The organism is Roseateles sp. (assembly GCF_039595295.1).
GTDB lineage: Bacteria > Pseudomonadota > Gammaproteobacteria > Burkholderiales > Burkholderiaceae_C > Roseateles.
Genome location: NZ_JBCNLU010000005.1, coordinates 119,282 through 144,870, shown reverse-complemented (window position 1 = coordinate 144,870; position 25,589 = coordinate 119,282). Strand labels below are relative to the sequence as shown.

At 67.9% G+C, this 25,589-nt stretch carries 21 protein-coding genes and 1 tRNA gene; 2 read left to right on the top strand and 20 right to left on the bottom strand.

Annotation, left to right across the window (positions count from 1 at the left end; genetic code table 11):
• Positions 1-47: 47 nt before the first annotated feature.
• Entirely contained in the window at positions 48-2,459 is a 2,412-nt protein-coding gene (gene rnr / locus ABDW59_RS05975; protein WP_343628615.1) for a ribonuclease R, read from the bottom strand.
• A 166-nt stretch (positions 2,460-2,625) separates the two neighbouring features.
• Between rnr and ABDW59_RS05970 the strand changes: the two genes are divergently transcribed.
• A tRNA-Leu gene (locus ABDW59_RS05970) sits at positions 2,626-2,710 on the top strand.
• 225 nt (positions 2,711-2,935) lie between these two features.
• Here the strand turns inward: ABDW59_RS05970 and ABDW59_RS05965 are convergent.
• The 19 genes from ABDW59_RS05965 to ABDW59_RS05875 form a co-directional block, all read right to left on the bottom strand.
• Positions 2,936-3,457, bottom strand: a complete 522-nt coding sequence (locus ABDW59_RS05965; protein ID WP_067062480.1) for a phosphoribosyltransferase — start codon at positions 3,455-3,457, stop codon at positions 2,936-2,938.
• A 60-nt stretch (positions 3,458-3,517) separates the two neighbouring features.
• Positions 3,518-4,855: an adenylosuccinate synthase gene (locus ABDW59_RS05960; RefSeq protein WP_343628614.1), complete on the bottom strand. Its 1,338-nt coding sequence runs from the start codon at positions 4,853-4,855 to the stop codon at positions 3,518-3,520.
• A 52-nt stretch (positions 4,856-4,907) separates the two neighbouring features.
• Positions 4,908-6,071, bottom strand: coding sequence for an ATP phosphoribosyltransferase regulatory subunit (locus ABDW59_RS05955; protein WP_343628612.1), 1,164 nt, complete (start codon positions 6,069-6,071; stop codon positions 4,908-4,910).
• Between the two features lie 245 nt (positions 6,072-6,316).
• A complete protein-coding gene (gene hflC, locus ABDW59_RS05950; RefSeq protein WP_343628611.1) occupies positions 6,317-7,222 on the bottom strand; it encodes a protease modulator HflC in 906 nt (301 codons plus the stop codon).
• Between the two features lie 19 nt (positions 7,223-7,241).
• Entirely contained in the window at positions 7,242-8,522 is a 1,281-nt protein-coding gene (gene hflK / locus ABDW59_RS05945; RefSeq protein ID WP_343628610.1) for an FtsH protease activity modulator HflK, read from the bottom strand.
• Between the two features lie 63 nt (positions 8,523-8,585).
• Positions 8,586-9,899, bottom strand: a complete 1,314-nt coding sequence (hflX, locus tag ABDW59_RS05940; RefSeq protein WP_343628609.1) for a GTPase HflX — start codon at positions 9,897-9,899, stop codon at positions 8,586-8,588.
• A gap of 90 nt (positions 9,900-9,989) precedes the next feature.
• Complete coding sequence (gene hfq / locus ABDW59_RS05935) at positions 9,990-10,235, bottom strand: RNA chaperone Hfq (RefSeq protein ID WP_343628608.1); 246 nt, start codon at positions 10,233-10,235, stop codon at positions 9,990-9,992.
• A gap of 81 nt (positions 10,236-10,316) precedes the next feature.
• Positions 10,317-11,663 (bottom strand): ribosome biogenesis GTPase Der, encoded by a 1,347-nt coding sequence (der, locus tag ABDW59_RS05930; protein ID WP_343628607.1) that lies wholly within the window; start codon positions 11,661-11,663, stop codon positions 10,317-10,319.
• Position 11,664: 1 nt separating this feature from the next.
• Positions 11,665-12,810 carry an outer membrane protein assembly factor BamB gene (gene bamB, locus ABDW59_RS05925; protein ID WP_343628606.1) on the bottom strand — a complete coding sequence of 382 codons (1,146 nt, stop codon included), beginning with the start codon at positions 12,808-12,810 and terminating at the stop codon, positions 11,665-11,667.
• Positions 12,807-13,478, bottom strand: a complete 672-nt coding sequence (locus tag ABDW59_RS05920) for a tetratricopeptide repeat protein (RefSeq protein ID WP_343628604.1) — start codon at positions 13,476-13,478, stop codon at positions 12,807-12,809. The genes bamB and ABDW59_RS05920 overlap by 4 nt, the downstream gene beginning before the upstream one ends.
• Positions 13,479-13,550: 72 nt before the next feature.
• Positions 13,551-14,858, bottom strand: a complete 1,308-nt coding sequence (gene hisS, locus ABDW59_RS05915; RefSeq protein ID WP_343628603.1) for a histidine--tRNA ligase — start codon at positions 14,856-14,858, stop codon at positions 13,551-13,553.
• A complete protein-coding gene (gene ispG, locus ABDW59_RS05910; RefSeq protein WP_343628602.1) occupies positions 14,855-16,171 on the bottom strand; it encodes a flavodoxin-dependent (E)-4-hydroxy-3-methylbut-2-enyl-diphosphate synthase in 1,317 nt (438 codons plus the stop codon). Before ispG ends, hisS begins: the two co-directional genes overlap by 4 nt.
• A 62-nt stretch (positions 16,172-16,233) precedes the next feature.
• Positions 16,234-17,319, bottom strand: coding sequence for a RodZ domain-containing protein (locus ABDW59_RS05905; protein ID WP_343628601.1), 1,086 nt, complete (start codon positions 17,317-17,319; stop codon positions 16,234-16,236).
• Positions 17,312-18,130: a type IV pilus biogenesis/stability protein PilW gene (gene pilW / locus ABDW59_RS05900; protein ID WP_343628600.1), complete on the bottom strand. Its 819-nt coding sequence runs from the start codon at positions 18,128-18,130 to the stop codon at positions 17,312-17,314. Before pilW ends, ABDW59_RS05905 begins: the two co-directional genes overlap by 8 nt.
• Entirely contained in the window at positions 18,127-19,305 is a 1,179-nt protein-coding gene (gene rlmN / locus ABDW59_RS05895) for a 23S rRNA (adenine(2503)-C(2))-methyltransferase RlmN (RefSeq protein ID WP_343628599.1), read from the bottom strand. The genes pilW and rlmN overlap by 4 nt, the downstream gene beginning before the upstream one ends.
• A 58-nt stretch (positions 19,306-19,363) precedes the next feature.
• Entirely contained in the window at positions 19,364-19,789 is a 426-nt protein-coding gene (gene ndk, locus ABDW59_RS05890; protein WP_343628597.1) for a nucleoside-diphosphate kinase, read from the bottom strand.
• Positions 19,790-19,995: 206 nt separating this feature from the next.
• On the bottom strand, positions 19,996-22,119 hold the full coding sequence (locus tag ABDW59_RS05885) for a pseudouridine synthase (RefSeq protein ID WP_343628596.1): 2,124 nt from the start codon (positions 22,117-22,119) through the stop codon (positions 19,996-19,998).
• A 50-nt stretch (positions 22,120-22,169) separates the two neighbouring features.
• A complete protein-coding gene (gene scpB / locus ABDW59_RS05880; protein ID WP_343628595.1) occupies positions 22,170-23,183 on the bottom strand; it encodes an SMC-Scp complex subunit ScpB in 1,014 nt (337 codons plus the stop codon).
• A gap of 285 nt (positions 23,184-23,468) precedes the next feature.
• Positions 23,469-24,449, bottom strand: coding sequence for an RluA family pseudouridine synthase (locus ABDW59_RS05875; protein ID WP_343628594.1), 981 nt, complete (start codon positions 24,447-24,449; stop codon positions 23,469-23,471).
• 139 nt (positions 24,450-24,588) lie between these two features.
• Here ABDW59_RS05875 and ABDW59_RS05870 point away from each other — a divergent pair, with 139 nt between their 5' ends.
• Positions 24,589-25,479, top strand: coding sequence for an outer membrane protein assembly factor BamD (locus tag ABDW59_RS05870; RefSeq protein WP_343628592.1), 891 nt, complete (start codon positions 24,589-24,591; stop codon positions 25,477-25,479).
• Positions 25,480-25,589 lie beyond the last annotated feature (110 nt).

Genomic DNA, 25,589 nt, shown 5'->3' with positions numbered 1-25,589 from the left:
ATCGCCAGGCCCTTTCTCATTGGCGTTTGTTCGACGCCCAAGGAGGATCAGTTGGTCCCGCTGCGCTTGCGGCGCGTCGCCTTGGCCGACGGCCCCGCGCTGCTCTTGGCCGCGACCGACTTGGCCGCGCCGCGCGCCGTGCGCTTGGCCGCCTTCACCGGATGCGTGTTCGAGGTCTTGGTCGCGCGCGCCGACTTGCGGCGCTCGGCCTGCAAGGCGCGGTCGACCTGCTCGATGCGCTCCAGCGCGTCGATCGCCGTCGGCGGATCGGGCAGCGGCACGGGCATCGGCTCAACCTTGGCGACCGCCGAGGAGCCGGCGCTCGCGGCGTCACGGCGGGCCCGTTTCTCCGCACGCTTGTCGAAGCGCTTGGCGTCGCCGCCATGCTTCTCGCCGAACTTGTCGCGATGCGCGCCGCGCAGCAGCCGCGCCTCGTCCTGCTCCCGCACCAGGCGGAAGTCGATCTTGCGACCGTCCAGGTCCACGCGGCTGACCTGCACCTGCACGCGCGCGCCGGTGGCGTAGCGGATGCCGGTGCGTTCGCCGCGCAGCTCCTGGCGCACCTCGTCGAAGCGGAAGTACTCGCCGCCGAGTTCGGTGATATGGATCAGGCCTTCGACATAGAGCGCATCCAGCTGCACGAACAAGCCGAAGCTGGTCACCGCGCTGACGGTGCCGGCGAATTCCTCGCCCAGGTGATCGCGCATGAAGCGGCACTTGAGCCAGGCCTCGACGTCGCGCGAGGCCTCGTCGGCGCGGCGCTCGTTGGCGCTGCAATGCGCGCCGACGACTTCCCAGCGCTCCGCCTCGGTCGACGCGGACGCGGGCGTCGGCGCCTTTGACGCCGGCTTGCCCGGCCGCTTGGGCATCGGGTTCGCCGCATCCATCTTGTGGGCGTCGAGCACGTACTTCTTCGAACCCAGCAGCGCCTTGATCACACGGTGGACCAGCAGGTCCGGATAGCGGCGGATCGGGCTGGTGAAGTGCGTGTAGGCCTGGTACGCGAGTCCGAAGTGGCCCGAGTTGGCCGGCGTGTAGATCGCCTGCTGCATCGAGCGCAGCAGCATCGTGTGGATCTGCTGCGCGTCGGGACGGTCCTTGGTCGCTTGCGCGATGGCCTGGAACTCGCCGGGCGTGGGATCGTCGCTGATGCCCATGCCGATGCCCAGCGCGCGCAGGTACGCCTGCAGCGTGCCGCGCTTCTCAGGGGTCGGGCCCTCGTGGACGCGGAACAGCGACGCATGCTTGCCGCCGGCGATGAAGTCCGCCGCGCAGACATTGGCGGCGAGCATCGCCTCCTCGATCAGACGATGGGCCTCGTTGCGGGTACGCGGGACGATCTTCTCGATGCGGCCGTTGTCGTCGCAGACGATCTGGGTCTCGGTGGTCTCGAAGTCGATCGCGCCGCGTTTGCCGCGTTGCGACAGCAGCGCACGGTAGACCTCGTGCAGATGCAGCAGATGCGGCACCAGCGTCTTGCGCTTGTGAGCCTCGGGGCCATGGGTGTTGCCCAGGATCGCCGCGACTTCCGTGTAGGTGAAGCGCGCGTGCGAGTTGATGACCGCCGGATAGAACTGGTAGGCGTGGAGCTCGCCGGCTTCCGTGACGAGCATGTCGCAGACCATGGACAGGCGATCCTGCTCCGGGTTCAGCGAGCACAGCCCGTTCGAGAGCTTCTCCGGCAGCATCGGGATGACGCGGCGCGGGAAGTAAACCGAGGTCGCGCGCTCATACGCGTCGCGGTCCAGCGGCTCGCCCGGCTTGACGTAATGGCTGACGTCGGCGATCGCGACCAGCAGGCGCCAGCCCTTGAACGCCGTCTTGCCGCGGCCCTGCTTGTGCGGCTCGCAGTAGACCGCGTCGTCGAAGTCGCGCGCGTCCTCACCGTCAATCGTGACGAGCGCGACGTCGCGCAGGTCGATGCGGTTCTTCATGTCGGCGGCGCGCACCTTGTCCGGCAGCTTCGCGGCCTGCGCGAGCGTCTCGGCGCTGAAGGCGTGCGGCACCTCGTACTTGCGCACCGCGATCTCGATCTCCATGCCGGGATCGTCGATCTCGCCCAGCACCTCGGTCACGCGACCGACGGGCTGCGAGTACAGCGAGGGGGGCTCGGTCAGCTCGACCGCGACGATCTGGCCGGCGGTCGCATTGGCGATCGCGTTCTTCGGGATGAGGATGTCCTGGCCGTAGCGCTTGTCCTCCGGGGCGACGAGCCAGATGCCCGATTCGAGCAGCAGGCGGCCGATGATGGGCTTCTTGCGGCGCTCCAGAATCTCGAGCACGCGCCCTTCGGGCCGGCCGCGTTTGTCGAGCCGCACGATGCGCACGCGCAGGCGATCGCCGTGCATCACCGTGTGCATTTCCTGGGACGACAGATAGACGTCGGACTGGCCGTCGTCGGGCATCAGGAAGCCGTGCCCGTCGCGATGGCCTTGAACCGTGCCCTCGACTTCGCCCATCAGCGAACTGTTTTGCTGAGGGCTTGTGTTCTTGAAGTTTTTGATAGTAGAATCCTTGTCTTTCCTGAAACGCAAAAGCTTTCCAGAGCGTTTCGAGAAACTGAAGGCTCAAGAATACTTCAAAGTAGCTTGAGCGAGTTTTTCGGAGCGTTGGCTTTTGAACCTTGCCCAGGTGGCGGAATTGGTAGACGCACTAGTTTCAGGTACTAGCGGGTAACTCCGTGGAGGTTCGAGTCCTCTCCTGGGCACCATAATTCGAAAAGCCGGCCTCGTGCCGGCTTTTCTCATTCTGCCGCCCAGGAAGTGATGTCCTGCGGACATCACGGGAGGACTCGAATGGTTTGGACCGGCAGGTCCAAACCGGGGTCGCGCTTGCGTGACCGAGTCCTCTCCGCGGCGTCAGCGAGCCTGCGAACTCTCGCACCCGCCTCCTCCAAGAAAAAAAGGGCTGACATTCTCGTCAGCCCTTTCGTTCATCAGATCGCGAATTTCTTCGCCAGCGCGTCCGGCCGCAGCGAGTCGTAGTCCTCGAACGGCTGATGGATCCACGGGCTGGTTTCCAGCATCTCGACGTAGTAATCCGGGGTGTACTCCGACACGCTCTTGGTCCAGATCACCGCCGAGCGCAGCTCGCTGATGGACGGCATGCCGCGCAGGCGCTCCACCACAGCCTTCAGCGTCACGCCCGAATCCGCCAGGTCGTCGACCAGCAGCACGCGGCCGGCCAGCTCGCCCTTGGGCATGGTGATGTACTTGGCGATGTCCAGACGGCCTTGGATCGTGCCGGCCTCGGCGCGATAGGAACTGGTGGACATGATGCCCAGCGGCTTGTCGAACACGCGCGACAGCACGTCGCCCGGACGCATGCCGCCACGGGCCAGGCACAGGATCTGGTCGAACTGCCAGCCGGAGGCATGCACCTTCAGCGCCAGACGTTCGATCAGCAAGTGATATTCGTCCCAGGACACGTACAGGTGTTTGCCGTCATCGGTCAACATGGGGAGGGCTCCTCAGCGATATAGGGGTGAAGTCGGAATGGAGGGTCTGAGGCGGACAGCTCAGGCCTGGAACGGATGCTGCAGCAGGATGGTGTGATCACGGTCGGGACCGGTGGACACCATGGCGATCGGCGCGCCGATCACTTCCTCGACGCGCTTGAGGTACTTGCGCGCGTTCTCGGGCAGTTGCTCCCAGCGGGTGATCCCGAAGGTCGACTCGGTCCAGCCGGGGAACACTTCATAGATCGGCTTGCAGGCCACGATCTCGTCGGCATCCAAGGGGAGGATGTCCACGGTCTTGCCGCCCAGCTCATAGCCGACGCACATGTTGATCTCGGGCAGGCCGTCCAGCACGTCCAGCTTGGTCAGGCACAGGCCGGTGATGCCGTTGATGATGATGGAGCGCTTCAGCGCGGCCGCATCGATCCAGCCGCAGCGGCGCGCGCGACCGGTCACGGTGCCGCGCTCCTGGCCGACGGTCGACAGGTGGTGGCCGACGGTGCCCGGGGTCTCCCAGTCCAGCTCGGTCGGGAAGGGACCGGAGCCCACGCGCGTCGCATAGGCCTTCGTGATGCCCAGCATGTAATGCAGCATCTGCGGACCGACGCCCGCGCCCGCGGCGGCGTTGCCGGCGACGCAGTTGCTCGAGGTCACGTAGGGATAGGTGCCGTGGTCGATGTCCAGCAGCGTGCCCTGCGCGCCTTCGAACAGGATGTTGTCGCCCGCCAGGTGCGCCTTGTGCAGCATGTAGCCGACGTCGGCCATCATCGGCTTGATCTGGTCGGCCAGGGACATCGCGTGGTCGAAGACCGATTGGAACTCCACCGCCTTGGCGTTCAGGTAGCCGGTCAGCGCCACGTTGTGCAGCTCGATCAGCTCCTTGAGCTTCTTGGCGAAGCGATCCGGATGCTTCAGGTCCTGCACGCGCAGCGCGCGGCGGGCGACCTTGTCTTCATAGGCCGGGCCGATGCCCTTGCCGGTGGTGCCGATCTTGCCGCTGCCGCTGCTTTCGCGCAGCGCCTCGCGGGCACGGTCGACCTCGACGTGGAAGGGCAGGATCAGCGGGCAGGACTCGCTGATGAACAGGCGCGAGCGCACTTCCACGCCGGCCTTTTCCAGACGCTCGATTTCCGACAGCAGGTGGGTCGGGTCCAGCACCACGCCGTTGCCGATGTAGCAGGCCACGCCGTCGCGCATGATGCCCGAGGGGATCAGTTGCAGCGCCGTCTTCACGCCCTTGATGACCAGCGTGTGGCCGGCGTTGTGACCGCCCTGGAAACGCACCACGCCCTGGGCGTGATCGGTCAGCCAGTCCACGACCTTGCCCTTGCCCTCGTCACCCCACTGGGTGCCGACGACCACCACGTTGCGGCCGCGCGCGATCTCACTGCTTTGCATGTTGTTCATCCGATGATTGGGTTGGATTACGGGTGGATGCCTGACGCGCCGCTCACAGCGAACGCAGCACCCACTGACCGCCGGCCTGAACCAGCTCGCGGTCGCATTCGAACTCGTCGTTCTCTTGTTCGTGGCCTGGTAGGACGCAGACCACGGTTTCGCCCTGCTCGCGCAAACGGCGGACGGCCGCGCGCAGATCAGGGGCTTCGCCCCACGGCGCACGCACCGCGGCCCGCAGGGACGTCGTTGGGATCAGCCCCACCAGCGTCTTCAGATCCAGACTGAAACCGACCGCCGGGCGACGACGGCCGAAGACCGCGCCGACCTCGTCGTAGCGGCCGCCGCGCAGCACCGCATCGCTGCAGCCTTGCGCGTAGAGCGCGAAACGTGCGCCGCTGTAATAGCCGAAGCCGGGAAGATCGGCCAGGTCGACACCGATGCGCACGTCGGGATAGGCGGCCGTCAGATGACGGATCAGCCATTCCAGATCGTCCAGCGCAGCGGTCACCAGCGCATTCGCCGGCAGCGCGCGACGCGCGTCGGCCAGCACTTCCGCGCCGCCATAAAGCTTCAGCAGCGCCTGCAGCGACGCGACGACCTCGGGCGACAGCTCGCGCGCGAACGCGGCGACACCGGCGGCATCCTTGGCCGCCATCGCAGAGACAAGCGCCGTCAGCCGGTCCTCGCTCAGCGTGTGCCCGCCCAGCAGGCCGCGCACCAGACGGGCGTCGCCCAGATCCAGCACCAGGCCGGTGAGGCCCGCGCGCTGCATCGCATCGATGGCCAGCTCCTGCGCTTCCAGGTCGGCCTCCAGGCCGGCGTGGCCGTAGATCTCGACACCAAACTGCAGCGGCTCGCGGGTGGCGGTCAGACCTTCGGCGCGCGTGTGCAGCACCGGGCCGCAGTAGCAAAGCCGCGTCACGCCGGCGCGATTCAGCAGATGCGCATCGATGCGGGCGACCTGCGGCGTCGTGTCGGCGCGCAGACCCAGCGACCGGCCGGACAGCTGGTCGACGAGCTTGAAGGTCTTGAGATCCAGCGCCTGGCCGGTGCCGGAAAGCAGCGAGTCGAGATGCTCCAACATCGGGGGCATCACCAGCTCGCAACCATAGGTCCGCGCCATGTCCAGCAACTCGCGGCGCAGTTCTTCGATGCGGCGGGCCTGGGAGGGCAGGACGTCAGCAATGTGCTCGGGCAGCAGCCAAGCAGAGGCCATGGACGTTCAGGAGGGGGTTAAAAACGGCATTGTACCGGGGTCGCGACGAACCCCGGCATGCCCGACCCTCACGCGGGGGTCGCGCGGCATGCCCTCGCGGCGGGGATGCCGCGAAAAAACCACGGGGACGCGACCACCGGCCCGCCCCCGTCGATCGCGGCACCCTCCCCGGCCACGACAGCCAGGAGGACCCGCATCATCGCGTCAATGGGCCCTCCAAAGAAGGCACGCCGCGCGATGGCCGCTTACTTGCGCGGCGCCGTCGGAGCGGGCGCTGCCGCACCGGGGCCACCGGTACGCATGGTGTTGAAGAACTGGCTGTTGGGGTCCAGCACCATCACGTCGCTCTTGCTCTTGAAGCTGCGCTGATAGGCGTCCAGCGAGCGATAGAACTGAGCGAACGCGGGGTCGCGGCCGAAGGCTTCGGCATACAGCGCGGAAGCCTTCGCGTCGCCCTCACCCATGGTCTTCTGCGCATCGCGATAGGCCTCGGCGGTGATGATCTCGCTCTGCTTGTCGGCGTCGGCCTTGATCTTCTCGCCCTCGGCGGCACCGGTCGAGCGCAGCTCGTTGGCGACCCGCGCGCGCTCCGACTTCATGCGGTTGTAGACCGACTCGGTGATGCTGGACGAGAAGTCCACGCGCTTGACCCGCACATCGACAATCTCGATGCCAAATTGCTTGGCCTCTTCCTCGAGGCGCTTGCGCACGTCCAGCATGACCTTCTCGCGCTCGGTGGCCAGCACCGCGCGCACGGTGCGCTTGGTGACTTCCTCGTTCAGCGCGGCCTGTACGATCGGGCTCAGGCGGGCTTCCAGATTGCGTAGGTTGGTGCCGCTGTTGCGGATGTACTGGCGCGAATCGACGATGCGCCACTTCACCAGCCAATCGATGACCAGCGACTTCTTTTCAGCCGTGAAGATCGGACGCGAGTCCGGGCTGTCCAGCGTCTGCACGCGGCGGTCCAGGAAGACCACATTCTGCAGCGGCGGAGGCAGCTTGAACTTCAGACCGGGCTCGGTGATGACTTCCTTGATCTCACCCAGCGAATAGACGACAGCGAACTGGCGCTGGTCGACGACGAACAGCGTCGAGCTGGCGACCATGAACAGGATCAGCAGGCCCAGGACGACGGAGACGATGCGATTCATTGTTGTTGGCTCCTGTCGTTCAGCGGCCGTCGCGGTCGCGGCTGCGCATGCTGTCGCGCGAGCGCGGATCCGTACCGATCGCGCCGGTGCTCGTGGACGGATCCGGCGTGGTGATCGCGGGGGTCGGCGTCGTGGTGGTCACCGTGCCGGTGCCCTGCTGCTGCATCAGCTTGTCCAGCGGGAGATACAGCAGATTCGAGCCGCTGCGGGCGTCGACCATCACCTTCGTGATGCGCGAGTAGACCTGCTGCATCGTGTCGATGTAGAGCCGGTCGCGCGTGACCTGCGGGGCCTTCTTGTACTCGTCGAGCACGCTCTTGAAGCGCTGCGAATCACCGTCGGCAAAGGACACGACCCGAGCGCGATAGCCCTCGGCGTCCTCGCGCAGACGGGCGGCCTTGCCCTGGGCGCGCGGGATCACGTCGTTGGCGTAGGCCTCGCCCTCGTTCTTCAGACGTTCGCGGTCCGCGGTGGCGCGGAAGGCGTCGTCGAAGGCGGCCTGCACCTGCTCGGGCGGCTGCACGTTGCCGACATTGACGTTGACGACCTGGATGCCGGTCTTCAGACGGTCCAGCTGTACCTGGATGGACTTGGCCAGATCGGTGGCGATCAGGTCGCGCTGCTCGTATAGCACCGAGTCCATGTTGCTGCGGCCGACGATCTCGCGCACGGCCGACTCGGCCGCCTGCGTGACCGCGTCATCGGTGTTGGCGTTCTCGAAGAGGTAGTCGCGCGCATCCTTCAGCCGGTACTGCACGGTGAAGCGGATGTCGACGATGTTCTCGTCCTGCGTCAGCATCGACGAGTCGCGCAGGCCCGAGGCCTGTCCCACCGAGCTGCGGCCGACCTCGACCGATTGCAGCTGCGTGAACTGCACGACCTCGTGCGCCTGGAACGGGTACGGGAGCCGGTACTGGATGCCGGCATCCACCGTGCGGCTGTACTTGCCGAAGGACGTGATCACGCCCTGCTGGCCTTCCTGCACGATGAACACGCCGCTGGCCAGCCAGCCCAGCACCACCACGCCCAGCACCAGGCTGATGCCGATGCCGGCGCCCTTCATGTCGGGCTGATAGTTGCCGCCACCGTTGCCGGACGGGCCGCCGCCGTCGTTGTTGCCGCCTCGGCCGCCGAACAGCCGCGAGAGCTTGCGATTGAAATCGCGCCAGAGTTCGTCCAGATCCGGCGGGCCCTCGTTGCGGCCGTTGCTCATCCAGAGCCCCACCCAGCGACGCAGGCCCGTGGCTCCCTGAGGGTCACGTCCACGGCCTGCGATGGACATGCGATCGTCTTGATTCATACGCATCCTGATGAGGAAGTCTTGTTGCAAGTATCGGGCATCGCGAGGGGGCACCGCACGCTGTCAACCTGTGCGTCCCTGCGGATGATCCTGGGCCTCGTGTCGATCTTGGGGCAGGTCTTGCCCATTCAAGTCAGCGCCCTCGTCGTCCAGGTCAGGCGAAACCTCGTCCGAATGATCGTGCGCGGCCTCGGCATCCGCCATGCCCGCGTACTCGGGCACGGGCGCGGCCTGCATCAGCGAGGCAACCATCGCGCGCAGCTCGTCCAGGCCTTCGCCCTGCACCGCGCTGACGAAGATGCGCGGCAGCCGCTGGCCGCCGTGCTCGCCCCCGATGCGGGTCAGCCAGTCCTGCAGCGCACGCGGGCGCTGCGTCGGCTCCAGCAGATCGAGCTTGTTGTAGACGAGGATCTGCGGGATGTGCTCCGCGCCGATTTCGGCGAGAACCCGTTCCACCTCTTCCATCTGCTCGCTCAGCACCGGGCTGGCCGCATCGACGACATGCAGCAGCAGGTCCGCGTCGGCGGCCTCTTGCAGCGTGGCCTTGAAGGCCTCGACCAGCTTGTGCGGGAGATCGCGGATGAAGCCCACCGTGTCCGACAGCGAGACGCTGGTCCCCGCCTCCTCGAGATAAAGCGAGCGCGTGGTCGTGTCCAGCGTCGCGAAGAGCTGGTTGGCCGCATAGGCTTTGGCCTTGGTCAGCGCATTGAACAGCGTGCTCTTGCCCGCGTTGGTGTAGCCCACCAGCGAGACCCGGAACACGCCATTGCGCGCCCGCGCGCGGCGCTGCGTGGCGCGCTGCTTCTGGACCTTCTTGAGCCGTTCCTTGATCGACTTGATGCGGTCGTCGATCATGCGGCGGTCCAGCTCGATCTGGCGCTCGCCAGGGCCGCCGCGCATGCCGATGCCGCCGCTCTGGCGCTCCAGATGGCTCCAACGGCGCACCAGGCGCGTGGCCAGGTACTGCAGCCGCGCGAGCTCCACCTGCAGCTTGCCCTCGAAGCTCTGCGCGCGGGCGGCGAAGATCTCCAGGATCAAGGCCGTGCGGTCAGCCACGGGCACCCCAAGATGGCGTTCGAGGTTGCGCTGCTGGGCGGGTGAAATCGCCTGGTCGAAGAGCACGGTGTGCGCGCCCAGGGCTTGCACCATCAGCTTGATCTCGTCGGCCTTGCCGGATCCGATGAACAGCGCGGCGTCGGGCGCCTTGCGCTTGGCCACGACGCGGGCCACCGGCGTGTCGCCCGCGGATTCCGCGAGCAGTGCGAGTTCGTCGAGGGTGGGATCGAAGGGCTCGCCTCGGCCCAGGTCGACACCCACCAGAATGGCGCGCGCCGCCTCGGGGGGCGGCGTCGAATGAGAGGGATCTTGCGTTGTCAAGATTCTGTCGTGCGGCGAGCCGGTTCGCGGCCCGCGTCATGCGCCCTGATCACCGGCGCGGCATCGACATCGATGCGCGCGCGAGCGGAATCAGTTGCTGGCGTCGTTGGTCTCGCCGGGGTGGAAATTCACCGCGCGAGTGGGGACCACCGTGGAGATGGCGTGCTTGTAGACCATCTGCGTGACCGTGTTGCGCAGCAGGACCACGTACTGGTCAAAGGACTCGATGTGGCCCTGCAGCTTGATGCCGTTCACCAGGTAGATGCTCACGGGAACATGCTCCTTGCGCAGCTGGTTCAGGAAGGGGTCTTGCAAGAGTTGTCCTTTGTTGCTCACGATATGCTCCGTGTTGTGAGAGAGAGGTGTTGGAACCCCGCACCTTATCACAGCACCGGGTTTCCCCGGACTGGCCGCGAATCAGGTTTCGGCGAACGGATTCTTGGACGAGCGCAACTCGATCTTCAGTGGGGTACCGACCAGCTTGTAGTGATCGCGGATGCGGCCCTCCAGGTAGCGCTTGTAGACGTCGCTGACCCCTTCCAGCGCATTCCCGTGGATCACGACGATCGGCGGATTCATCCCGCCCTGGTGGGCGTAGCGCAGCTTGGGCCGGGAGATCCCGGCCCGCTGCGGCTGCTGATGCTGGACCGCTTCCTGGATCAGGCGCGTCAGCACCGGCGTGGTCATCTTGCGGTAGGCCGACGAGTACGCGTCCGCCAGCGCCTTCCACAGCGGTCCCAGGCCCTGGCGCTTGAGCGCCGAGATCTTGAGGATGGGGGCGAAGCGCAGGAAGGCCAGACGCGTCAGGATCTGGCGCTCGATGGTCTCGCGCTGATAGCTGTCGATGGCGTCCCACTTGTTGATCGCGATGACGACCGCGCGGCCGCTGTCCAGCGCGTAGCCGGCGATGTGGGCGTCCTGGTCGGTCACGCCCTGCGTGGCGTCGATCAACAGCAGCACCACGTTGGCGTCGGAGATCGCCTGCAGCGTCTTCACGACCGAGAATTTCTCGATCGCCTCGAAGACCTTGCCCTTGCGGCGCAGGCCGGCCGTATCGATCAGCTTGAACTTCTGACCGCCGTGCTCGAAGTCGACGCTGATGGCGTCGCGCGTCGTGCCGGGCATGTCGAAGGCGACCAGACGTTCCTCGCCCAGCCAGGTGTTGATCAGCGTGCTCTTGCCGACGTTGGGCCGGCCGGCGACCGCCAGGCGGATCGCCTTGGACTCGTCCTCTTCCTCCGCGTCGCCTTCGAAGACCGCGTCCTCGGGCACCTCGAAGCTGTCCAGCACCGCCTCCAGCAGCGAGCGGATACCCTGCCCGTGCGCGGCCGAGACCGGATGCGGCTCGCCCATGCCGAGCTCATGGAACTCGGCCAGCAGCGGACTGTCGCTCATGCCCTCGGCCTTGTTGACGGCGACGAAGACGCGCTTGTTGCACTGGCGCAGGTAGCGTCCGATGTCCTGGTCCTGGCCGGCCAGGCCGGTGCGCACGTCCAGCACGAAGATCACCGCATCCGCCTCGGCCACGGCCTGGCGGGTCTGCTTGGCCATCTCCTTGACGATGCCGGTCGAGCTGTCCGGCTCGAAGCCGCCGGTGTCAATGACGATGAACTCGCGATCGCCCAGGCGACCGTCGCCGTAATGGCGGTCGCGCGTGAGGCCGGAGAAGTCCGCGACGATGGCGTCGCGGCTCTTCGTCATCCGGTTGAACAGCGTGGACTTGCCCACATTGGGGCGGCCCACCAGGGCGATCACAGGTTTCATGTCAGTCTTGGCGCAGCGCGAACAGCCGTCCGCCGCGGGTGGCGATCAGCACGGTGTCGCCGAGTTGGACCGGCGCCGCGGCAATGCCGGAGCTGTCGGTGGAGAGTCGTTGAATGGTCTGGCCCTTGTCGCGCGACAGGAAGTGCACATAGCCCTCCGAGTCGCCGACGATGACGGACTTGTCCGTCACCAGCGGGGCGCTGAGCTTGCGATTCTGGAACTGGTCCGCAGTCCAGACCACGTCGCCGGTGCGCGTGGCCCAGGCGGTCAGGCGGTCCGAGGCGTCGCCGCCGACGACCAGCGTGGCGTCGGTGCCCACGCCCTGCGTGCCGCCGACGTTGCGGCTCCAGATCGAGTTGCCGCGATCGGCGTTGATGCAGGCCACGGCCGATTGGAAGGCGCGGGCGCAGAACACATCCTTGTCGCGGCCCATCGGGGCGACCAGGTCGGCCAGACGCTCGACTTCGTTGGTGCCGCGCGGGTTGGACACGGTCGCTTCCCACATCAGCAGGCCGCGGTTCGGGTCGATGCCGGCCAGGCGGGCGCCCTGCCCCACCAGAAGCGTGTTCTGATAGGCGCCGATGACACCCGCCTGCTGCAGGGTGAGCGGCTCGCCCGGACGGCGCAGTTCCCACAGGCGGCGGCCGTCGGCGGCGTCGAAGGCCAGCACCGCGCGATCCAGCGTCAGCACGAAGACGCGCTCGCCGGCGACGAAGGGCGCCGTCACGACCGGGGTCGTCAGCGCCTTGCGCCACAGGATCTTGTCGCCCTCGGTGACGACCAGCTCGTTCTCGCGCGTGACGGCGGCGGCGAAGCGGCCGTCGCTGCCGACGCCGGCGCTCAGGCCTTTGCCGATCTCGGCGCGCCACAGCGTGGTGCCGTCCTTGGCGGAGAGGGCGCTGATCACGCCGTCCGAGCCGCCGACCACGAAGCGGTCATTGACGGCGGTGATCGACAGCGGGAACTTGACGCTGTCCACGCGCGCTTCCCAGGCCACGCGGGCCTGCAGCGACGGGGTGATGGTTTCCAGCGGCGCGGGCTTGATCTCCTTGGAGGAGGAGAACAGCGAGCAGGCGCTCAGCGCCATCGCCATGCCGCCCAGCGCCAGCGTGCGGACCAGGACTCGGCTGTTGAAGCGGGCGATCATTGCGCGGCTCCCGGAGCGTCTTCAGAAGCGACCGCCACGCCCAGCGTGGCCAGCTTGGCTTCGAGCAGGCGGCGGTAGTCCAGCTGCTTGTCCATGCCGTCGTAGGCCTTCTTGAACTGCGTGCGGGCCTCGTCGGGCTTGTTCTGCAGCAGGGCCAGATCGCCGCGGCGGTCGGCGACCAGCGGGCCGAAGTCGGCGCTCTTGACCGCGTCCAGCGTCTTGCCGGCTTCGGCGTACTGCTTGGACTCCATCTGCAGCGCCGACAGGCGCAGGCGGGCCAGGTCGCGGTAGGCGTCGCCCTTGGCGTTGTCGGCGGCCCAGGTGAGCGTCGTACGCGCCTCGTCGCCCTTGCCCTTGTCCAACTGCAGCTTGGCGGCCACCAGAGCGCCTTGCGCGGTGTAGCCGGTCGAGCCGAAGTCCGACTTCATCGCGTTGAAGATGGTCGTTCCCTTGGCGACGTCGCCGGCCTGCGCCGCGCGTTCCAGTTCGCTGAACATGGCGCCGGCCTTGGCGGCCTGGTTGCGCTGCCAGTAGTTCCAGCCGGTCCAGCCGGCGTAGCACAGCAGCGCCAGCGTCAGCAGCCAGGTGATCGCATTGCCCCAGCGCTTCCAGAACGCCTTGAGCTGCTCCAGCTGTTCCTGTTCTTCGAGATCGAGATGAGACGCCATGTGCGTGAAACGGTCCGTCGGTTAATGGATCAAGCCGGCGCCGACCTCTCGGTCGTTCCGGCGAAGCCGCGATTATGCGGTGCGCAGATCGGCCGCCCAGGTTGCCGCCGCGTGAAGCGGCCGACTCACTTGCTCGCCTTCGCCGCGAAGCGGCTTGACCGCGACCTCGCCGCGTGCCAGCTCGTCGGGGCCGAACACCAGCGCCCAGCGGGCACCGGACGAATCCGCCTTCTTGAACTGCGCCTTGAACGAGCCGCCGCCCGCATGCATCTGCACCGCCACGCCGGCGGCGCGCAACGCCTCCAGCACCGGCATGGCCTGCGGCAGCGCCGCGGCGTCGGGCAGGATCGCGTAGACGTCAGGGGACGACGACGGGACCGCCAGGCCCAGCTCGTCGATCAGCAGCAGCAGACGCTCGACGCCCAGACCGAAGCCCACGGCCGGCGTCGGCTTGCCGCCGAGCTGCTCGAACAATCCGTCGTAGCGACCGCCGCCGCAGACCGTGCCCTGCGAGCCCAGCTGATCCGTGACCCACTCGAAGACGGTCAGGTTGTAGTAGTCCATGCCGCGCACCAGGCGCGTGTTGACGCGGTATGCCAGGCCCGCGGCGTCCAGGATGGCGCGCACCGCGTTGAAGTGGGCCAGGCTGGCCTCGCCCAGGAAGTCCATCAGATGCGGGGCGGCCTCGACCACCTCCTGCATCGCGGGGTTCTTCGTGTCCAGGATGCGCAGCGGGTTGGTGTGCAGGCGGCGCTTGGCGTCCTCGTCCAGCTTGTCGGCGTGCGCCTCGAAGTGGGCGATCAGGGCGGCGCGATGCGCGGCGCGCTCTTCGGGCTGGCCCAGCGAGTTCAGCTCCAGTCGCACATGCTGGCCGACCACCAGACCCAGTTCCTGCCACAGGCGGCGGATCATCAGGATGATCTCGGCGTCCACGTCCGGACCGGCGAAGCCCAGGGCCTCGACGTCCAGCTGGTTGAACTGGCGGTAGCGGCCCTTCTGCGGGCGCTCGTGGCGGAACATCGGTCCCATCGTCCACAGACGCAGCGGGCCGTTGTAGAGCGCGTTGTGCTCGACCATCGCGCGCACGATGCCGGCGGTGGCTTCCGGACGCAGCGTGAGCTGGTCGCCATTCATGCTGTCGGTGAAGGAGTACATCTCCTTCTCGACGATGTCGGTCACCTCGCCCAGGCCGCGCACGAACAGCGCGGTCGGCTCGACGATCGGGGTCAGCATGTACTGGTAGCCGTAGCGCTGCAGCACGCCGCGCAGCGTGGTCTCGAACCAGCTCCACAGCTGGCTGCTGGGCAGCTTGTCCTTGCGGTCGACACTTGCCGGGAGGATGTCATTCATCCCCTTCACGGCCTGGATGTTCTTGCTCATGCGGTGGTGGTGCTCGCGCCGAAGCGCTTCTCGATGTAGGTCTCGACCAGGGCGTGGAACTCCGTGGCGATGTTGTCGCCGCGCAGGGTGAGCGCCTTCTGGCCGTCGATGAAAACAGGGGCGGCCGGCGCCTCGCCGGTGCCGGGCAGGCTGATGCCGATGTCGGCGTGCTTGCTCTCGCCCGGGCCGTTGACGATGCAGCCCATCACGGCCACCTTCATGTTCTCGACGCCGGGGTACTTGTCGCGCCAGATCGGCATCTGCGCACGCAGGAAATCGTCGATCTGCTTGGCCAGTTCCTGGAACGTGGTGCTGGTCGTGCGGCCGCAGCCGGGGCAGGCGGTGACGCTGGGGTTGAAGGCGCGCAGACCCAGCGATTGCAGGATCTCCAGCGCGACCACGACTTCCTGGGTGCGCGACTCGCCGGGCTGCGGCGTCAGCGAGACGCGGATCGTGTCGCCGATGCCCTCCTGCAGCAGCACGCCCAGCGCCGTGGCCGAGGCCACCGTGCCCTTGGTGCCCATGCCGGCCTCGGTCAGCCCCAGGTGCAGCGCGTAGTCGCAGCGCTTGCTCAGCGCGCGGTAGACCGAGATCAGGTCCTGCACGCCGCTGACCTTGCAGCTGATGATGATGTTGTCCGGGTTCATGCCCAGTTCGCGGGCATAGGACGCCGACGACAGCGCCGACTGGATCAACGCCTGGTACATGACCTGCTTGCCGTCCCACGGATTCGCGCGCTTGGCGTTGTCGTCCATCATCTGGGCCAGCAGCTCCTGATCCAGGCTGCCCCAGTTCACGCCGATGCGCACGACCTTGTCGTACTGGATCGCGGCCTCGATCATCTGGGCGAACTGGCGGTCCTTCTTGTCGCCCTTGCCGACGTTGCCCGGATTGATCCGGTACTTGGACAGCGCCTGCGCCATGGCCGGATGCTCGGTGAGGAGCCGATGGCCGTTGTAATGGAAGTCGCCCACCAGCGGCACGTCGATGCCCATGCGGTCGAGCTGCTCGCGGATGTGCGGAACGGCGTCGGCGGCCTCCGGCGTGTTGACGGTGATGCGCACCAGCTCGGAGCCGGCGACGGCCAGTTCCTTGATCTGGATGGCGGTCTCGATGACGTCGACCGTGTCGGTGTTGGTCATCGACTGCACGCGCACCGGCGCGTCGCCGCCGATGGTGACCACGCGGTTGCCCCAGCGCACCTGCGCCTGGCGCGAGCGGCGCGCGGCCGGCGCGGCGGCGGAGATCAGGTCCGACAGATCGGCGTCAGCGACGTCGGCGGCGAGATCGAGGGAGACTGGCTTGTCCATCATGCGGCGCTCTTGCGAACTGGCGATAAAGAGGTTGAGGCTGTGCGGCGCCGTGTGAGGCGGGTTCAGTTCAGGTCGAAGCGGGCGACGTTGTCGCGCGCTCGGGCCGCCAGGTCCACCGGCTGACCGCGGAACACCAGCGCCGTGCCCGACACATTGCCCACGCGCAGCTTGAGCGGGGCGACACCGTTGACGTCGACCTGATCACCGGCGCGCATCAGCTTGGAAAGCAAGACCTGCCCCTTGGCGTCGACGACCTCGACCCAGGATTCGGCGCTGGCCTTGACGACCAGCGGCGAGGATCCGGGCGGCGGCGCCACCGGCGTCGCCGGACCGGTCGCGGCGGCAGTCGGCGCCGGCGCCGCCGAGGCGCCCGCGTTCTGGGCGTTCGGGTTCTGAGCGTTCGGCGTGGCGGTCGACGGGACCGTCGTCGCGGGCGCCGTGCCCGGCGCGGTCGTCACCGGCGCGCCGGCCATCTGCGGCGATTGCGGCGACTGCGCGGACATGCTGGCTCCCGGCACCACGGCGAACGCGGCCTCCGACGAAGCGGCCACCGGCGCATCGGCCGTGGGCGCGGCCTCACCGCCGACAGCGGCATCCGTCGTCGCGGCCGGCGTGTTCGTCGAGTTCGCGGCGGCGGTGTCCGCGCCGCGCAGACGCTGCGCCACCGCGTCGATCCAGGTCGAGGGGACCGCGTAGACGGCGATCGCCGCCACCAGCAGCGCACCGGCGCCCAGCACCACCGGACGCTTGAGCAGCTCGGTGGAGAGCATCGGCTCCTGGCTCATCGCGCGCTCGCGGAATGGCTGGTTCAGCCCCGGCGACACGCGATCCAGAGACGCTTCGGCCCCCGTGCTCGGCAGCATCTTGAGCACCGGCTCGGCCTCGACCTTGAGCACCCGGCACATCGAGCGCGCCAAGGCCCGCGCGAAGGTTGCGTCGGGCAGGTCCTGATAGCGATCGGCTTCCAGCGCCTCCAGCTTGGACTGCGGCACCTTCAGCGTCGCGGCCAGCGCAGCGATGTGCAGACCGCGGGCCTCGCGCGCGCGGCGCAATGCGGCGCCGGCCGTGGCCGCCGCGGAAACAGCCGGCTCGGCCGCGGTCGTCGCCTCGTCGGCCGCCATCGGAGTCATGCGATGTCCCTCATTCATCGAATCGACCATTGTTCAGCGCTTGTGTCTCGGCCGCCTGCGGGTACTTGCGCCGCAGCTGCTGGCCCAGATCGTCCATCGTGGACGTGTTGCCCATGCGGCGCTCGATGCGCAGTTCCAGCCACAGGCTGGCCGCGTTCGACTGCTCCACATTCGCGTTGACGCGGCGCGCATAGAAGCGCGCGCGTTCATATTCGCCCTGGCGGTACAGCACCTCGCCCAGGTTGAGCGCCACGGTCGGATTGCCGGGGTCGAGCTCAAAGGCCTTGGACAGGTGAGCTTGCGCCGGGATCAGACGTCCCTCGCGCGCCTCGCAGGCGCCCCAGGCCAGCCAGGTGCGGGCGGGCGTGCGATAGCTCTGAATCGCCAGCGCGGATTCGAACTGCTGGTAGGACTCAGCCCAGCGCTGACGCTGGCACAGGAACCAGCCGTAGTTGTGCAGCGTGTCGGCGTTCTTGGGATCGCGGGCGAGCAGCTGCTTGAAGCCGTCCTCGGCCAGTTTGGTCTCGCCCATGGCCGCGAAGATCAGGCTGCGCAGGTTGATCGCCTCGGGCATGTCCGGCTTGGCCGCGAGTGCCTGCTTCACTTCGTCGAGCGCGGTCTCGTACTGGCCGCGGCCGAAGTAGCCGCCGGCCAGTTCCAGCCGCACCGCGGCGCGGCGGTCGTTGTCGGTCTGGTCGCTGGCCGTGCGCGGCTGCTGCGAGCCGCCCGTGTTCGCGCAGCCCGCCAGCATCGCGGCGATCAGCAGCACAGCGCAGATCGGCCGGAAAGTGCGACGCGAGACAGAGACGGCGAGCGACGAAACGGTCATGGACGTGGGCCTGGGTTGTGTTTGGCGGCGGGCGGCTGCGCCAGCTCTCTGGAGCCGTCCGATGCCGCCGCACCCCGCTGTACCACCACGGGGGCGCGCACCATGCGCAGATGGACCCGCGTCCGATCCTGCACCTCGCCGGCGAGCTGACCGCAGGCGGCGTCGATGTCGTCGCCGCGCGTCTTGCGCACGGTGGTGACGATACCGGCCTGGATCAGCACGTCGGCGAAAGCCTTGACGCGTTCGTTCGAACTGCGTTTCAGGCCCGACGCGGGGAAGGGGTTGAACGGGATCAGATTGATCTTGCAGGGCACTTTGCCCTTGAGCAGCGCGATCAGCTCGCGGGCCTGCTCGGGGCTGTCGTTCACCTGATCGAGCATGCAGTACTCGAAGGTGATGAAGTCACGGGGGGCTTTCTCCAGATACCGGTTGCAGCTCTCGAGCAGCTCCGCGATCGGGTACTTGCGGTTGAGCGGAACCAGTTGGTCGCGCAGCGGATCCGTCGGGGCATGCAGCGACACGGCCAGCGCCACGGGGACGTCCTCGCGCAAGCGCTCGATCATCGGGACCACGCCCGAGGTCGAGACCGTCACCCGGCGGCGCGACATGCCGTAGCCGTGGTCATCCAGCATCATGCGCAGCGCGGGCACCAGCGCGGCGTAGTTCTGCAGCGGCTCGCCCATGCCCATCATCACGACGTTGGAGATGATGCGTTCGTCCTTGCCCAGGCGCTGGCGCAGCGAGTGCTCCGCGTACCAGAGCTGGGCGATGATTTCCCAGGTCTCCAGGTTGCGGCTGAAGCCTTGATGGCCGGTCGAGCAGAAGCGGCAACCCACGGCGCAACCGGCCTGGCTGGAGATGCACAGCGTGGCCCGGTCGTCCTCGGGGATGTAGACCGCCTCGACGGCGTTGCCCTGACCGACGTCGAACAACCATTTGATGGTGCCGTCGGCAGAGACGTGTTCTGAGATCACCGGCAGCGCGGTGATGTGGGCGCGCCCGGCCAGCTTGTCGCGCAGCGACTTGGCCAGGTCGGACATCATGTTGAAGTCCGAGGCGCCCTTCTGATGGATCCAGCGGAACAGCTGGGTCGCGCGAAAGCGCTTCTCCCCCAGCTGCTCGCAGTACGCGGCCAGGCCTTGCAGATCGAATCCGAGCAGGTTGACCGCGTCCATCATGCGTTCCTCTTTCTCAAGGGCCTCGTGGCCCCGAGGGTCAGAGGCGTTGCCCAGTTCAGCGGGCGTTGATTTCCAGACCGGAGAAGAAGAACGCCACTTCGACGGCGGCGGTCTCGGGAGCGTCCGAGCCGTGCACGGCGTTCGCGTCGATGCTCTCGGCGAAGTCGGCGCGGATGGTGCCCTTCTCGGCCTTCTTCGGATCGGTCGCACCCATCAGGTCGCGGTTCTTCAGGATGGCGCCTTCGCCTTCCAGAACCTGGATCTGCACCGGGCCGGAGATCATGAACGAGACCAGGTCGTTGAAGAACGGACGGGCCTTGTGCACGGCGTAGAACGCTTCGGCTTCGGCGCGCGACAGCTGCTTCTGCTTGGAGGCGATGATCTTCAGGCCGGCGCCTTCAAAGCGCGAGTAGATCTGGCCGATGACGTTCTTGGCCACGGCATCGGGCTTGATGATGGAGAGGGTGCGTTCGATGGCCATGTCTTTTCCTTGAGAATCTTGGGCTTGGCAAAGCCGGGCATTGTACTGCGTGAAGTCAAGCCCCCGGTGACATCTCGTTGTCAACCGGGGCCACCCGGATCCTCCCGATGAGCCATGGCGCATCGGGATGGTTTCGGCAAAGGGACGCCGTCAAGGCATCACCGGGGCGCCACCCCGACGTGGATGTCGACGTGGCCCACAGGAAATCAGCGGCGACCGCGGCCGCCGCCGCCTCCACCACCGCCGCCACCGCGACGACCGCCGCGATTGCCCCGGTTGATGAAGGCGTCGGCGCCGATGTAGCCGATCGAGGTCTTCATCGGGTCCGGTTGACGCTCGCCGCCGGGGCCGCGCTTGTTGCCGCCGCCCTGGTTCTGGTTGTGGCTCGGGTCGCTGCCGCCACGGCCGAAGCCCTGCGGAATGCGCTTGCTGCCGGTGGCGAAGCGACGGTCGAAGGTCTGCTCCAGCGGATTGATGTGCTTGGGGATGAAGTCTTCATCATCCTCGTCGCTGCGACGGCGGTCGCGGTCCTGCTGCTGCGGACGCGCCTGATGCTGTTGCTGCTGAACGCGCTGATCGTTGCGCTCGCCGCGATCACCACGATCGCCGCGATCGGGACGATCATTGCGGTCGCCACGATCCTGACGATCGCCGCGCTGCTCGTTGCGCGACGACTCCGGACGGCTCGGACGCGGTCCGCCGCTGTTGCCGCGGCGGCGCTGCTTGTCGCGCTCGTTGCGGTTGTTGCGATCGGCGCGTTGCTCGCGCGGCTCGTTGCCGGCCAGTTGGCGGATGACGCGGACATCCGCGTCGCCCAATTCGATGTAGACGCCGCGGCGCAGGCCGCGCGGCAGCACCACCGTGCCGTAACGGATGCGGATCAGGCGGCTGACCGCCAGGCCCACGGTCTCGAACAGCTTGCGGACTTCGCGGTTGCGGCCTTCGGTGATGACGACGCGATACCAGCGGTTCACGCCTTCGCCGCCGCCGTCCACGATGCTCTTGAAGCTGGCTTGCTGGCCTTCGACCTCGACGCCGGCCAGCAGCTTGTCCTTCTGGTCCTTGCTCAGCGAGCCCAGCACGCGCACCGCGTACTCGCGCTCCACGCCGAAGCGGGGATGCATCAGCTGGTTCGCCAGTTCACCGGAGTTGGTGAACAGCAGCAGACCTTCGGTGTTCAGGTCCAGGCGACCGACCGATTGCCATTTGCCTTGCGGCAGGCGCGGCAGGTTGCGGAACACCGTCGGACGACCTTCCGGATCGTTGAAGGTCGCAACCTCGCCGACCGGCTTGTGATAAGCCAGGATGCGGGGCGCCACCGGAGCGATGCGGACCTTGATCGGCTTGCCGGCCACCGCCACGCGGTCGCCGTAGGAAATGCGCTGACCGACGTGGGCGACTTCACCGTTCACGGTGATCTGACCCTTGGCGATCATGTCCTCGATATCGCGGCGCGAGCCGACACCGGCTTGCGCCAGCACCTTCTGCAGCTTGGGCGCGTCAGCATCGGGGGCCAGCACGCGCTTGGCAGGTTGATCGACACCTTCGGCACCGTCGTCGACCGATCCGTCGTCGGCAGCGACCTCGAAGGCCTCGACCGGCGCACCGGTCTCGCCGTCGACATCGGCGTCGAACTCACCCGAGATCAGCGCGTTGAAGCGGTCTTGCGCCTCGGCTTGGAGCTGGGCGTCGTCCGCCCGAGGCGCTGCACCGTCGAGTTCACCGGCGGGTTGACGAGCCTGCTGGCCCTGACCCTGCGGCGCCTGCTGAGCTTGCTGGTCGGATTGACCTTCGCGGGGCTCACGGCCGTCGCGACCGCGGCGGCGACGGTTGCGGCCACGGCCTTCGCGCTCGCCTTGCGGCTCATCGCCGCCTGCACCCATCGCGGGACCGGCTTCAACCGACGCCTCGTGGGCGACCAGTTCGCCCACAGCCTCGGCCACCGGCGACACCGGCGCGGGGGAGACCTCGACCGTTGCCACCGGCACGCCTTCGACCGGAACGGCCTCCGCTTCGGCCGTTTCGGCGACCTTGGCGCGCGTCGTGCGGCGCTTGGGCTTGGCGGGCGCCTCGGCGTCCGCCGGGGCGACCTCGACCGGAGCGGCTGGCGCGGCAGCTTCGACCGGCGCCTCCGCGGCGGCCGTCTTGCGGCGCGCGCGCGGCTTGGGCGCAGCCTCGGCCGGCGCCTCCGCGGAGGCCTCGGTCACGGGCTCGGCCGGCGCGGCGGTCTTGCGGGTGCGCTTGGGCTTGGCGGGCGCCTCGGACGGGGCGTCGGGCGTGGAGGCCGTCAGCGAGTCGGGCTTGGAATCGTCGATATCGTTGGAATTCATGTGTCGGCTTGCACCTTGTCAGCGGTGGACACGGCCCCTTCCCGGGGCGCTCATGTGGACTCGGGGTTGACGGCCCCAGCCTGTGGTTCTTCGCCCGGCCCGCGCAGGGCGGCCGGCTTGTCGGTGGCGTGATCGGCGCCGGCTTCGGCGTCGATCGCGATGTCGTCGGCCGTGGGATTCGCGGCCTGGGTACCAGCTTCGGAGCCGTCGCCCTCCTCGGCTTCGGTTCCGACACCGGCCTCGGTGTCTTGCTCGGGCGCGGCGTCAGTGGTCGCCGCCTCTTCCCCTGCTGCCTCGGCTTGCGCCGGGGCTTGGGCGTCGGCGTCGAGGCTCGTGACCTCGTCCGCCGTCCCGTTCTCCGCCTGCGGCGCCACAGCGTCCGGCACGTCGGATGCCCGGGTCTGCGCGCCTTCGGCCGCCTCATCCTCCCTGGTCGCCTCGGTCGACGCGGTCGCCGCCGGCTGAGCCTCGGGCTCGACCTCGACCACCACGTCGCCCGGCGGCTCGTCCAGCAGCGAGGCCTGCAACGCGCCCGGGATCTGCGTCGGATCGCCGCCCTGAATCAACGCGGGCAGCTGCTCCAGCGAGTGCAGCCCCAGATCATCCAGGAACTGCTTGGTCGTCGCGAACAGCGCCGGCCGGCCGGGCGCCTCGCGATGACCGATGACCTCGATCCAGTTCCGATCCTCCAGCTGCTTGATGATGGGGGTCGCCACCACCACGCCGCGGATGTCCTCGATGTCGCCGCGCGTCACCGGTTGACGGTAGGCGATGATCGCCAGCGTCTCCAGCACCGCCCGCGAATACTTGGGCGGCTTCTCCGGATTCAGCCGATCCAGTTGCTCGCGCATCTCCGGCCGGCTCTGGAAGCGCCAGCCCGAAGACAGCGCCACCAGCTCGATCCCCCGCCCTTCCCACTCTCGCAGCAGCTCGTCGAGCAGCGACCGCAAGCTGTCCGCGTTGAGCTCGTCCGCGAACAGCGCGCGCATGTCGCGCAGCGTCAGCGGCGCCTGGGCGCACAGCAAGGCGGTTTCCAGAACTCGCTTGGCCTCCTGCGTGTTCATGGGCTCAGCTCATGAAGCCGGCCTCGGGGCCGGTCAAATCGGTGTGTGTCGCCATGTCGAGCCGGCGGCGGCTACGGGCCGCGCGGAACTGTTTCGATCTGCTTGCTTGGAGCGTTCTGTGCCGCCGGCGGCCGCGTCGCGCGGGCCCTGCCGAAGGGACGGGAGCCGCGGGCGGTCGACGACACGGACCTCGGCTCGGGCGCTGCGCGCGGGATCTGGACTGCTTCCCCGACGCGTCTTCGCGCAAAACTGGCTCGCATTGTAGCGCGAGCCGCGCGACTCTCCTCAGAAGGCCGGATCGGGCAAACCCGCGAGGCGCCAAGCCGACGCCAACTCCGCCGGAAGCGGGGCCTCGAAACGCAGCGCCGAGCCGGTGATCGGATGCTCGAACGAGAGCCGCGCCGCATGCAGCGCCTGGCGCGACACGCCCAGCGCCTCGGCCCCGCCGTACAAGGCGTCCGACACCAGCGGATGCCCGCGATACGCGGCATGGACGCGGATCTGGTGGGTCCGCCCCGAGTGCAGCACGCAATGCAGGGCCGACACCGTCCGGCTGAGTTCGCGCGCGTCCTGCCACTGCCCTTCGGCCAGCTGGTAGAAATCGGTCCGCGCGGGCTTGCCGCTGCCGACCACCGCCATGCGGGTGCGCGACTGCGGATCGCGGCCGATGGGCGCGTCGACGGTCCACTCGTCCGGCGTGCGGCCGTGGGCCAGGGCCAGATACTCGCGACGGACCTCGCGGGCGGCGATCATCCGCACCAGCGCGGTCACCGCCGGCAGCGTCTTGCCGACCACCATCAGGCCCGAGGTGTCCTTGTCCAGCCGGTGCACGATGCCCGCGCGCGGCAGCGTCGCGGCGCCGGCGTGATGCGCGAGCAGCCCGTTCATCAGCGTGCCGGACCAGTTGCCCGCTGCCGGATGGACCACCAGCCCGGCCGGCTTGTTCACCACCAGCAGGTGCTCGTCCTCGAAGAGGATGTCCAGATCCAGCGGTTGCGCGCGAAAGGCCAGCGCCTCCTCCGTCGGGACCAGCTCGATGACCAGGCGCTGCCCCAGCCGGGGCTTGCGCGACGCGTGCGTGGCAACCTGGCCGTCCAGCGTCACGCAGCCGCGCTCGATCAGCCCTTGCAGGTGGTTGCGCGAGAACTCCGGCGCCAGCTGCACCAGCCACTTGTCCAGCCGCATGGCGATCTCGTCGCGTCCGGCCTCGGCCTCGCGGCGCTCGGGCGCATCGGCGCCGACGTCCTGCGCGTCCTCGCCGGGCATCTCATCGCCGAGGGCTCGGGGGCCTGCCGGTGTCCCCGGGTAAAGCCCGTCCTCGGGCGCCGGGGTGGGGTCGGCCTGAACCATATAATCGCCGCTCCAATTTCTGATGCGGGCCGCTGTATCGCGCGCCCTGTGGACCATGATCGAGACTTGGGTGTTGCGCCGCCGGACCGGCCTGTCGGCTGAAGCTTCGCGTGAAACGCGTGAAGCGTCCGGATCCTGGCGTTCCGCTTGGCGTGCCGTGGCGCTGAGCGCCGCGTCGGCCGCGGTGCTGGGGCTGGCGGCCTGTTCGTCGCCTCCCAAAGAAGACCCGAATTCCCAGGCCAGCCTGGAGAAATTGTACGCAGAGGCCAAGGAGGACATGATCTCCGGCTCCTACGACAGGGCGATCAAGACGCTGGAGCGCATCGAGGGCCGCGCCGCCGGCACGACGCTGGGCCAGCAGGCGCAGCTCGATCTGGCCTGGGCCAACTACAAGAGCGGCGAGCGCGTGCAGGCCGTGACGGTGCTGGACCGCTTCATCAAGCTCAACCCGTCCAGCCCGGCGCTGGATTACGCGCTGTACATGAAGGGCCTGGTCAACTTCAACGACGACCTGGGCCTGTTCGGCCGCATCGCCCGCCAGGACATCAGCGAGCGGGACCAGCAGGCCGCGCGCGACTCGATGCAGGCGTTCAAGCAGCTGGTGGAGCAGTTCCCGGAGTCCAAATACGCTGCGGACGGCCGCATCCGCATCGACTACATCACCAACAGCCTGGCCGCCTACGAGGTGCACGTGGCGCGCTACTACTACAACCGCGGGGCGTATCTCGCCGCGGCCAACCGCGCGCAGTCCGCGCTGCTGGAGTTCCAGCACGCCCCGGCGCTCGAGGAGGCGCTGTTCCTGATGACCCAGAGCTACGACAAGCTGGGCATGCAACAGCTGCGGGATGACTCGAGGCGCGTGCTCGCGGCGAGCTTCCCGGACAGCACGTATCTGACGACTGGAAAGGCCAAGCCCAAGGATCGCGCCTGGTGGCAGATCTGGTGAGCTGAAAGCCCGCCGTACGTCGTTGCTCGGGACCTTGCATAGCGCTGCTATGCGGCGGACCCTCCCGCCTAGTCTGGCAAGCTTTCAGCCCACCAGATCGCCGCATCGAC